Origin of the sequence: Vibrio sp. 1727, from assembly GCF_033344415.1 — a bacterium.
GTDB lineage: Bacteria > Pseudomonadota > Gammaproteobacteria > Enterobacterales > Vibrionaceae > Vibrio > Vibrio alginolyticus.
In genome coordinates this window covers 15,196-26,693 of the sequence record NZ_JAWPOT010000016.1, presented here as the reverse complement: position 1 = coordinate 26,693, position 11,498 = coordinate 15,196, and the positions used below count along the sequence as shown (strand labels likewise).

Below are 11,498 nucleotides of genomic sequence, written 5' to 3'. Positions count from 1 at the left end.
GAATCTCAGCGAATTATGATTTGCGAGCGACAAGAACCGCGCGGCGAGGGGCAGGGTAGCCTTCTACAGTCTTGCTTGGGTCGTTCGGATCTAAGTAGTCAGGTAGAGAGTTATGCGTCATCCAATCTGTGGTACGTTGTTCATCTACGGATGTGATGTTTTCATCAACGATACGAACATCTTCAAAACCGACCAATTCTAACCACACTTTTAGGGCTTTTGCTGAAGGGAAGAAATAGACATTACGCATTTGCGCGTAACGAGAAGTCGGGACCAGTACTGCATTCTCATCACCTTCAATCACGAGTGTTTCCAATACGAGTTCACCACCAGATACCAATTGATCTTTTAGTTGCACTAAATGATCGAGAGGCGAGCGGCGATGGTAAAGCACGCCCATGCTGAATACCGTATCGAACGCTTCTAACTTAGGTAGTTGTTCAATACCCAATGGCAATAGGTGTGCACGTTGGTCATCGCCCATTAGTTTACGAATTGCTTCGAACTGAATTAGAAACAGGTGAGATGGATCGATACCGACAGTTAAGCGTGCACCTTCGCCTAGCATGCGCCACATGTGGTAGCCGTTACCACAACCTACATCGAGTACGCTGCGATTTTTTAATGGTGAAATATGCGGAAGCACGCGGTCCCATTTCCAATCACTGCGCCACTCAGTATCAATATGGATGCCGTGTACGTTGTATGGGCCTTTGCGCCAAGGATGGAATGTACGAAGTAAGCTTTCTAGCTTTTTAAGTTCCCCTTGAGGCATGGGCTCATTGTTTGAAATCGTGACAGAATCAACAATGTTGATGTTGTCCGGTCTACCCGCTGGGATTTTGTTCAGGGCTTTCAACCAGCGACCAAAGTCACCGTGCTCTGCATTTTGCCAATCCGTTAGCTGTTGTGGAAGCACATTAAGCCAAGGTTGAAGACGGGTGTCTTGGGCAATCAATTGGTAGAAATTTGCAAAGTTAAACATAGTTAGTTAATCGCTGAGTTGATGGGTATAAATTATTAACAAAAGCCGAAATCGGTATGGTTCAGGCTTTGTATGCATGGTCTATTTAATCGCGAACATGGAGCCGAAGTTAAAGCATTGGAACCAAACATCGTAGCTAGAAAAGCCAATTTTAGCGAAACGCTCTTTATGTTCTTTCTTTGAATCTGGGCGCATTACGTTTTCTATCGCGCTGCGCTTTTGGCTGATTTCTAGTTCGCTATAACCATTCGCACGTTTAAAGTCGTGGTGAAGGTCAATTAACAGTTCGTTCGAAACTTCATCTTCGAAGACGAACTTCTCCGATAGAATCAAAATGCCGCCTGGACGCAGGCCTGCGTAAATTTTCTCGAGCAAGGAGTAACGATCTTCTGGAGAGAGGAATTGCAAAGTGAAGTTCAACACCACCACTGACGCGTTTTCAATTTCGATATTGCGAATGTCTGCTTCTACTACATCCACAGGAGTGTCACTGCGGTAAGCGTTGACGTGAAGTTTACAACGCTCAACCATCGCAGGAGAGTTGTCCACTGCGATGATTTGGCAACCTTCTTGTTTGATATGGCGACGCATAGACAATGTTGCAGCACCCAAAGAACAGCCAAGGTCATAGATGTTTGAGTGAGGTTTTACAAAACGCTCTGCCAGCATACCGATTGCAGAAATGATATTGCTGTAACCCGGTACCGATCGTTGAATCATGTCAGGAAATACTTCCGCTACGCGTTCATCGAACGTGAAATCCCCAATTTTATCGATTGGAGCCGAAAAAATAGTATCTGGATTGCTCTTAGGGTTCATAACTAAGTCTCTGCATACAAGCCGCCTGAAAATGTCAGGCACCAAAAAAGGCGCGTATTTTATGGGAATTTCGCGCCTCTGTCATGTGTTGCGTTAGAACATCTGTAACTGCGAGTTGCCATCGTCAGCTGGGAAAGGTGATAACTCAGGGAGTGTGATACGCTTTTGTATGTCTTTATATAGGTTTGCGGCCAACTCTGGCGCAATTATATTGTCTGCGGTATGGATCATGACATATGGCTGTTTACCTTCGGCAATCCATTGTGGCAACTTGTTGAGCCATGGTTTAAAAAACTCGTAATTTTGCTGTTCTTCTGGATGACCAATAAAGCGAATCAAAGGGTGTGAAGCGGTAGCAATGGCGTGAACAGGGACTCGTGGTTTTTTCATTTGTGCATCAATAATCGCCTCATTGTCGGGCTTAGCGGCAAAGACTGGGCGGCTATCCATAATAATGCGGTCAATATTATTCTCTACTAACCATTGGTTAAGTGCTCGCTCTTCTTCGCCTTTGGAGAAAAATGCCATATGGCGAACCTCAACACCGAGAGGGAAGTTAGGTGGAAAGTTCGCACAGAACTTTTTCAGCCGATCAAGGTGCTCAGGACCAAATGCGGCTGGTAATTGAATTGTCCATTGGCCCACACGGTCATGCAAAGGCTCCATGACTTTCATGAAGTCTCTCAGTTGTTCGCTGCAACCTCTTAGCATTTGCTCATGAGTGATGGCTTTAGGAAGTTTGAAAGTAAAGCGAAAATCATCGTGGGTTGCGGCTCTCCAGTTTTGCACTGTATTGAGCGTCGGTGTGGCATAAAATGTCGTGTTGCCTTCCACGGTATGAAACACTTGCGCATACCTTTCTAAACGTTCAGCGGGCTTTGTCCCGCTGCCGTAAAAACTTTGTTGCCATTGATTGTGCGACCACATCGTCAATCCAAGTCGAAGAGGTAAGTTATCCATTATTCTTTACTGCTTGCTACTCGTGTGAATACTTTACGAGAGTTTTGCTGAAATAGGTAATTTCACGCTATAATCCTCCCCAATTTTTTCGCTTTGGTGCGCTTTTGAACATTTGTTGTACTAAAAAGCACCAGTGAATGATAAAACACACGTAATTGTATGTTGAGTAGTCGATTTTCGTGGACATTCAGCGTATAACTGAATCTTTACTCTGCTTAGCAATGAGGCTGACAGAGCGTAGTTAACAACATTTGAGAGATTGGGAATTTCATTATGCGTACCCATTACTGTGGTCACCTGAACAAGTCCCTTGCAGGACAAACTGTAGAACTTTGCGGCTGGGTTAACCGTCGTCGTGATTTAGGCGGTCTTATTTTTATTGATATGCGAGATCGCGAAGGTATCGTTCAGGTAGTTGTTGATCCAGATATGGCGGATGCGTATGAAGTGGCGAACACACTTCGTAATGAATTCTGTATCAAACTAACGGGTGAAGTGCGCGTTCGCCCAGAGAGCCAAGCAAACAAAGACATGGCAACAGGTGAAGTTGAGATCCTTGCGAAAGGTCTTGAAATCATCAACCGTTCTGATGTTCTGCCTCTAGACTTCAACCAAAAGAACTCTGAAGAGCAGCGCTTGAAGTACCGTTACCTAGATCTACGTCGTCCAGAAATGAGCGACCGCATCAAGCTACGAGCTAAAGCGTCTAGCTTTGTTCGTCGTTTCCTAGATGACAACGGTTTCCTAGACATCGAAACACCAGTCCTAACAAAAGCGACTCCAGAAGGCGCTCGTGACTACCTAGTACCTAGCCGTGTTCACAAAGGCAGCTTCTACGCGCTTCCTCAGTCTCCACAGCTATTCAAACAGCTTCTAATGATGTCTGGTTTTGACCGTTACTACCAAATCGTTAAGTGTTTCCGTGATGAAGACTTGCGTGCTGACCGTCAACCAGAATTCACTCAGATCGATATCGAAACGTCATTCATGACGGCTGACCAAGTTCGTGCAACGACTGAGAAAATGGTTCGTGAAATGTGGCAAGAGCTACTAAATGTTGACCTAGGTGAATTCCCAGTAATGCCGTTCAGCGAAGCGATTCGTCGTTTCGGTTCGGACAAGCCAGACCTACGTAACCCACTGGAACTAGTAGACGTTGCTGACCTAGTGAAAGATGTTGAGTTCAAAGTATTCTCAGGTCCAGCAAACGACGAAAAAGGCCGCGTTGCCGTTATTCGCGTTCCAGGTGGTGCATCTTTGACTCGTAAGCAAATTGATGGCTACGGTGAATTCGTTGGCATCTACGGTGCGAAAGGTCTAGCTTGGATGAAGGTTAATGACCGTGCAGCGGGCATGGAAGGTATCCAATCTCCAGTCGCTAAGTTCCTAAATGAAGACGTGATCAACGGCATTCTAGATCGTACTCAAGCGGAATCTGGTGACATTATCCTATTTGGCGCTGATAAAGCGGGTATCGTTGCAGAAGCAATGGGTGCGCTACGTTTGAAACTAGGTAAAGACCTAGAGCTAACGGATGAATCTGCTTGGGCTCCATTATGGGTGGTTGACTTCCCGATGTTCGAAGAAGATGACGAAGGCAACCTACACGCGATGCACCACCCATTCACATCGCCTCTAGGTGTGACTGCGGAAGAGCTAAAAGCAAACCCTGCTGCGGCAAATTCTAACGCTTACGATATGGTTCTAAATGGCTACGAAGTGGGCGGCGGCTCTGTTCGTATCCACAACGCAGATATGCAAGAAGCCGTATTTGATATTCTAGGTATCACACCTGAAGAGCAACAGCTTAAGTTCGGCTTCCTGCTTGATGCGCTGAAATTCGGTACGCCTCCACATGCTGGTCTTGCATTTGGTCTAGACCGTCTAGTAATGCTGCTATGTGGCACAGAGAACATCCGTGATGTTATCGCGTTCCCTAAAACAACAGCAGCGGCGTGTCTACTAACAGACGCACCAAGTATTGCGAACCCAGCAGCGCTAGAAGAGCTAGCAATCGCAGTAACTGCAGCGAAAGAAAAAGACGCAGAATAAGCGCACAACATTTGAAGAAAACTCCCGCAACTGCGGGAGTTTTTGTTTAAATAAACCCAAGAAACTTCCAAAGCAATTTCCCAAGCAACGCTTTTTAGAACATGTTTTGTTATTAAGCGTCAAAATACATTAAAAGGTGAATTATGGCTGGTCATAGTAAATGGGCGAATATTCGTCACCGTAAAGCAGCGCAAGATGCGAAGCGCGGCAAAATCTTTACTAAATTAATTCGTGAAATCGTTGTTGCGGCAAAAGAGGGGGGCGGTGAGCCAGAAAATAACCCACGTTTGCGAGCAGCAATTGATAAAGCACTGTCTAACAACATGACACGTGACACTGTCAACCGCGCTGTCAGCCGAGGTGCTGGTGGTGAAGGCGACGACAACATGGAAACCGTGATCTATGAAGGTTATGGTCCAGGTGGTACGGCGGTCATGGTCGAATGTATGACGGATAACCGAAATCGTACGGTATCTGGCGTACGTCATGCATTCTCAAAGTCAGGCGGTAATCTGGGGACGGATGGTAGCGTCAACTATCTTTTCGACAAGAAAGGCGTGATTTCATATGGCCCAGGTTTAGATGAAGATGGGGTAATGGAAGTAGCATTAGAAAGTGGTGCTGATGACATTGAAACGGCAGAAGATGGCTCGATTGATGTCTACACGGCCCCAGGCGATTTTGGACTCGTAAAAGATGCTCTTGATGCCGCAGGGTTTGAGGCAGAGAACGCTGAGGTGTCGCTGATCCCATCTACGAAAGCAGATTTGGACGCGGATACTGCGCCAAAACTACTTCGTTTGATTGACGCTTTGGAAGATCTGGACGACGTTCAAGAGGTTTATCACAATGGTGATATCTCTGACGACGTTGCGGCTACGCTAGATTAAACTCAAGGTGTCGGTAGCGGTATTTGCTCCGAAGTTAGCAAGTAATAATAAAAAGACTGAGGCCGAATTAGGCCTCATTTTTAGGAACATTCATGTCAATTATTTTGGGCATTGACCCAGGTTCGCGCATTACCGGCTATGGGGTCATTCGTCAAAATGGACGCCACTTGCAATACCTTGGTAGTGGCTGCATTCGTACTTCAGAAAAAGAACTTCCGGGTCGGCTTAAACAGATTTATGCAGGCGTCACGGAAATCATTACCCAGTTTCAACCGGACGTTTTCGCGATCGAGCAAGTGTTTATGGCCAAAAACGCGGATTCAGCGCTAAAACTTGGCCAAGCTCGTGGCAGTGCAATTGTTGCTGCGGTGAATGCGGAGTTGCCGGTATTTGAATACGCGGCTCGTCTTATTAAGCAAGCTGTCGTCGGCACTGGTGGCGCGGACAAAGCGCAAGTTCAGCATATGGTTCAGCAGATGCTTAAATTGCCCGCCAAGCCTCAAGCGGATGCAGCCGATGCTTTGGGTGTGGCGATTTGTCATGCCAATACTAACAAGACTCTCGTTGCGTTAGCGGGCAAAGCAACCAGTGCCAGAAAAGGGCGCTACCGTTAAAATTAACTGGATGTCTATCCAGTTCTTTATTATCCTGTCGCAAATTCATTTCCAAAGAGTATTTATAGTGATTGGACGTCTTCGTGGCATACTGATTGAAAAACAACCACCTGAAGTATTAATTGAAGTTAATGGCATTGGTTATGAAGTCCAGATGCCAATGAGCTGTTTTTACGAACTGCCAAATGTTGGCGAAGAAGCCATTATTTATACTCACTTTGTTGTCCGTGAGGATGCGCAATTGCTATACGGTTTCAACACAGTAAAAGAACGAGCACTTTTCCGTGAAGTGATCAAAGCCAATGGCGTTGGTCCTAAACTCGGTCTTGGTATTCTCTCTGGTATGACAGCAACGCAATTTGTTACTTGTGTGGAACATGAAGACGTTTCTACGCTGGTTAAGCTTCCAGGCGTTGGCAAGAAAACCGCAGAGCGATTGGTTGTTGAAATGAAAGACCGCTTGAAAGGGTGGGGCGCTGGCGATCTATTTACGCCATTTACGGATGCTGCTCCTGCGGATTCTGGTGCAACATCCAACAACGCAGAAGAAGAGGCAATCAGTGCGCTTCTAGCTCTAGGTTACAAGCCGACTCAAGCGTCGAAAGTGGTATCTCAGATCGCTAAACCGGACATGAGCAGTGAGCAAATGATCCGTGAAGCTCTAAAATCAATGGTGTAACGCTGGTTGCACAGTGAATATTTGTTCAAGATAACTCATTCTCTAAGGTTAATGCCAATCGCTTAACGATGTTTTTTTGTGTCATTCCAGCGAGCCTGGCGAGACTGGGAATCTAATAGCAGCACGCTGAGCGGTTAATGAAACAATTTGACCATAAATCGCTCGGATAGAAGATCCTGTATCACGCTCCTTCGTCGCTGTACAGGATGACGAGATATAGAAATATGCCACTTGCTGTTAAACGAGCGGCATTATTCTCTCAGGTAACCATTTTTCAAGGTAAAAAGATGATTGAAGCCGATCGTTTAATCGCGCCAGAAAACCCTGCCTTTCGTGATGAAGATGTCATTGATCGTGCTATTCGGCCAAAAAAATTAGCGGATTACCAAGGTCAGGACCATGTCCGTGACCAAATGGAGATCTTCATTAAAGCTGCTCAGTTACGTAGCGAAGCACTTGATCACCTTTTGATTTTTGGTCCCCCAGGTTTGGGTAAAACCACACTTGCGAATATCGTTGCCAATGAAATGGAAGTGAACATTCGCACTACTTCAGGCCCTGTACTTGAGAAAGCAGGCGATTTGGCCGCGCTGTTAACCAACCTTGAAGAAAACGATGTGTTGTTCATCGATGAGATTCACCGCTTGAGTCCGATGGTTGAAGAGGTGCTATATCCGGCGATGGAAGATTATCAACTGGATATTATGATCGGTGAAGGTCCGGCCGCTCGTTCTATTAAGATCGATTTACCACCGTTTACGTTAATTGGTGCGACGACCCGAGCGGGCTCTTTGACGTCACCATTGCGCGACCGCTTTGGTATTACTCAGCGCCTTGAGTTTTATAAGATAAAAGACCTCCAAGATATCGTGCAGCGAAGCGCGGATTGTTTAGGTTTATCAATGGAACCTGAAGGTGCATTGGAAGTGGCAAGACGTGCGCGTGGCACACCACGTATTGCTAACCGTTTGCTACGCCGTGTTCGTGATTATGCGGAAGTAAAAGGCAATGGTCACATTTGCGCCGATGTTGCCGATAAGGCGTTGAATATGCTTGATGTGGACGCCGAAGGCTTCGATTACATGGACCGTAAGCTACTACTCGCGATTATGGAAAAATTTGGTGGTGGTCCGGTCGGGCTCGACAACATGGCAGCGGCAATAGGTGAAGAAAAGGACACTATTGAAGACGTTCTTGAGCCTTATCTTATTCAGCAAGGTTATTTACAACGCACTCCGCGTGGAAGAATCGCGACAGATCGTGCGTATTTGCATTTCGGAATTGAAAAATAAGATTCCCTCGCTGGGCCTTTGTTGCCCAGCGCTTCATTAAAGTTGACCAAACTCACATTTTTTTGAATTTTTTCTCATACTGGTTTAGTAAGTAAAAAGCATTGATTGTTAACTCGATGTTTGCTTGCAACTGGTTAATTTCTCTCCTGATTACTCTCTCTTAACATCCGTATCCAATACTGGTTGATCTAGATCAATGTGATGGATTTTTGTGCAAATTCCGCGCATAAACATTGATGTATATCAAAGCGCGTTACGGCTATAAACCTTTTGAAACAATCTGTTTTTACAAGTAATATTAGCCCCAGCTATATTAGCTGATGCTTAACAATTAACTAACCAATGAAGAACATTTTTGCAACAATGAGTTGTGATAATTCAACATTTTTCAAGTGTAAATAACACCTGAATATGGATTGCAATATGTAGAGAGTGTCATTCAGCCGACACATAGGAGTTACCATGATTGACGTAGTTGATCTATCGCGGTTGCAGTTTGCACTGACAGCGATGTATCACTTCCTATTCGTACCATTGACCCTTGGTATGGCCTTCCTTCTGGCCATTATGGAATCGATGTACGTAATGACGAACAAGCAAATCTATAAGGACATGACCAAGTTCTGGGGTAAGCTATTCGGTATTAACTTTGCACTTGGTGTGGCGACAGGCCTTACCATGGAGTTCCAGTTTGGTACGAACTGGTCTTACTACTCCCACTATGTAGGTGATATCTTCGGTGCACCGCTAGCGATCGAAGCACTTGTCGCATTCTTCTTGGAGTCAACTTTTGTTGGTCTATTCTTCTTCGGGTGGGATCGTCTATCTAAACGCCAACACTTAGCGGTTACCTGGCTTGTGGCACTAGGCTCTAACTTCTCTGCTCTTTGGATTCTTATCGCAAACGGCTGGATGCAAAACCCAGTAGGCGCAGATTTCAACTTCGAAACCATGCGAATGGAAATGGTGAGCTTCTCTGAGGTTGTACTAAACCCAGTTGCTCAGGTTAAGTTCGTGCATACGGTTGCTTCTGGTTACACTTGTGGCGCAATGTTTATTCTAGGCATCAGTTCATACTACCTATTAAAAGGTCGTGACATTGCGTTTGCTCGTCGTTCGTTTGCTATTGCTGCTTCTTTCGGTATTGCAGCTATCTTATCTACCATCGTTCTTGGTGACGAATCTGGCTACGAGCTTGGTGAAGTTCAAAAAGTGAAACTCGCTGCAATTGAAGCAGAGTGGCACACTGAACCTGCACCTGCCGCATTTACGTTATTTGGTGTTCCTAACCAGGAAACGATGCATACCGATTACGCAATTAAGATCCCTTACGTAATGGGTATTATCGCGACACGCTCTTTTGATGAGCAAGTAACAGGTCTTCGTGATTTACGTGATGAACACGTCGATCGTATTCGTGACGGCATGTACGCTTATGAACTTCTAGAGAAGCTTCGTGCGGGCGACAAGTCAGAAGAAAACATGACTGCGTTTGATGAAGTGAAAGGTGACCTAGGTTACGGTCTACTTCTAAAACGCTACACAGACAATGTTGTTGATGCAACAGAAGAGCAAATCCAAGCTGCTGCGGACGACTCAATCCCAACAGTATGGCCGCTATTCTGGTCATTCCGTATCATGGTTGCTTGTGGCTTCATCATGTTGTTTGTCTTTGGTGCGGCGTTTATCCAAACGTGTCGTCAGAAGATTGAACAGAAACAATGGATTCTAAAAGCTGCACTATTTAGCATTCCACTACCTTGGATTGCAATTGAAGCGGGTTGGTTCGTCGCTGAGTACGGCCGTCAGCCTTGGGCTGTAGGTGAAATTCTACCAGTGCATGTTGCAGCTTCTGCGCTAACTGCAGGTGAAATCTGGACTTCACTCTTCGCAATTCTGGCGCTATACACGGTATTCCTGATTGCAGAAGTTTACCTAATGTTGAAATTCGCTCGTAAAGGCCCAAGTAGCCTGAAAACGGGTCGCTACCACTTCGAGCAAAATGCTGACTCTGTTGAAGACAAAGTTAGTCGCCAAGTAGAAGCGTAAGGTAAGGAGATAACAAGATGTTTGATTACGAAATCTTGCGACTCATCTGGTGGGTACTAATCGGTGTTCTACTAGTTGGTTTTGCAGTAACAGACGGCTTCGATATGGGTGTAGGCGCGCTTGTACCTATCATCGGTAAAAACGACACGCAACGCCGTGTCATGATTAACTCAATTGCTCCTCACTGGGATGGTAACCAAGTTTGGCTTATCACTGCTGGTGGTGCACTGTTCGCAGCTTGGCCTTTGGTTTACGCAACGTCATTTTCAGGCTTCTACTTAGCGATGATTTTGACACTAGCAGCGCTATGGCTTCGTCCTCTTGGCCTAGACTACCGCTCTAAAATCGAAGATCCAAAATGGCGCAATAGCTGGGATATCTGTATCTCAATCAGTGGTTTTGTTCCGCCAATCATCTTTGGTGTAGCGTTTGGCAACCTTCTACAAGGTGTACCATTCCAATTGAGTGAGTTCTTGATGCCAACATACCATGGCTCATTCTTTGGTCTACTAAACCCATTTGCACTGTTGTGTGGTCTAGTAAGCTTGTTCATGATTTTGATGCAAGGTTCTACTTGGCTACAAATGAAAACAACAGGCGAAGTGCATGTGCGTGCGCGCAACGTTGCTCAGTTGGCTGGTTTACTGACGGTTGCTGCGTTTGTAGCGGCTGGTTTCTGGATCCAAAATATCGATGGCTACGTCATTGTTGGCGGTATCGACACTAACGCAGCTTCTAACCCTCTAAACAAAGAGGTTATCCGTGAAGCTGGTGCGTGGATGAAGAATTTTGAAAACTACCCATTACTATGGGCTGCTCCTGTACTAGGTGTTGCAATGCCGCTTCTCGCTGTATTGGCATCTCGTCTTGAAAAATGTGCGATTTCGTTCATTACTTCAAGCTTGGGTGTTGCTGGTGTTATCTTTACTGCAGGTTTTGCGATGTTCCCATTCATCATGCCTTCAGACTTAATGCCAAGCCACAGCTTAACAATGTGGGATGCAACGTCATCTGAGCTGACTCTGAACCTAATGACAGGCGTTGCGTTTGTTATGGTGCCAATCATCCTTGGCTACACATCTTGGACTTACTACAAGATGTTTGGTCGCCTTGATGACCAGTACATTGAAGACAACAAAAACTCACTTTACTAAGGAG

General features: G+C 45.6%; 10 protein-coding genes. 7 read left to right on the top strand and 3 right to left on the bottom strand.

Annotated features, from left to right (window positions below; genetic code table 11):
* Positions 1-13: 13 nt before the first annotated feature.
* The 3 genes from cmoB to R8O10_RS15580 all read right to left on the bottom strand — a co-directional run bounded on the left by cmoB (position 14) and on the right by R8O10_RS15580 (position 2,764).
* Positions 14-985: a tRNA 5-methoxyuridine(34)/uridine 5-oxyacetic acid(34) synthase CmoB gene (gene cmoB / locus R8O10_RS15590; protein ID WP_053307473.1), complete on the bottom strand. Its 972-nt coding sequence runs from the start codon at positions 983-985 to the stop codon at positions 14-16.
* Positions 986-1,066: 81 nt separating this feature from the next.
* Complete coding sequence (gene cmoA / locus R8O10_RS15585; protein WP_017635063.1) at positions 1,067-1,804, bottom strand: carboxy-S-adenosyl-L-methionine synthase CmoA; 738 nt, start codon at positions 1,802-1,804, stop codon at positions 1,067-1,069.
* Between the two features lie 93 nt (positions 1,805-1,897).
* Entirely contained in the window at positions 1,898-2,764 is an 867-nt protein-coding gene (locus R8O10_RS15580) for a DUF72 domain-containing protein (RefSeq protein ID WP_042522110.1), read from the bottom strand.
* Positions 2,765-3,037: 273 nt separating this feature from the next.
* Here R8O10_RS15580 and aspS point away from each other — a divergent pair, with 273 nt between their 5' ends.
* The 7 genes from aspS (at position 3,038) to cydB (ending at position 11,494) form a co-directional block, all read left to right on the top strand.
* Positions 3,038-4,816 (top strand): aspartate--tRNA ligase, encoded by a 1,779-nt coding sequence (gene aspS, locus R8O10_RS15575; RefSeq protein ID WP_005378401.1) that lies wholly within the window; start codon positions 3,038-3,040, stop codon positions 4,814-4,816.
* A gap of 143 nt (positions 4,817-4,959) precedes the next feature.
* Positions 4,960-5,706, top strand: a complete 747-nt coding sequence (locus R8O10_RS15570) for a YebC/PmpR family DNA-binding transcriptional regulator (protein WP_017635061.1) — start codon at positions 4,960-4,962, stop codon at positions 5,704-5,706.
* A 92-nt stretch (positions 5,707-5,798) separates the two neighbouring features.
* Positions 5,799-6,320: a crossover junction endodeoxyribonuclease RuvC gene (ruvC, locus tag R8O10_RS15565; protein ID WP_005387909.1), complete on the top strand. Its 522-nt coding sequence runs from the start codon at positions 5,799-5,801 to the stop codon at positions 6,318-6,320.
* Between the two features lie 67 nt (positions 6,321-6,387).
* A complete protein-coding gene (ruvA, locus tag R8O10_RS15560) occupies positions 6,388-6,999 on the top strand; it encodes a Holliday junction branch migration protein RuvA (protein WP_005378313.1) in 612 nt (203 codons plus the stop codon).
* Positions 7,000-7,286: 287 nt separating this feature from the next.
* Entirely contained in the window at positions 7,287-8,291 is a 1,005-nt protein-coding gene (ruvB, locus tag R8O10_RS15555) for a Holliday junction branch migration DNA helicase RuvB (RefSeq protein WP_005378312.1), read from the top strand.
* Between the two features lie 462 nt (positions 8,292-8,753).
* Positions 8,754-10,340: a cytochrome ubiquinol oxidase subunit I gene (gene cydA, locus R8O10_RS15550; RefSeq protein WP_005378311.1), complete on the top strand. Its 1,587-nt coding sequence runs from the start codon at positions 8,754-8,756 to the stop codon at positions 10,338-10,340.
* A 17-nt stretch (positions 10,341-10,357) separates the two neighbouring features.
* Positions 10,358-11,494, top strand: coding sequence for a cytochrome d ubiquinol oxidase subunit II (gene cydB, locus R8O10_RS15545; protein ID WP_005387923.1), 1,137 nt, complete (start codon positions 10,358-10,360; stop codon positions 11,492-11,494).
* The last annotated feature ends 4 nt before the right edge of the window (positions 11,495-11,498 follow it).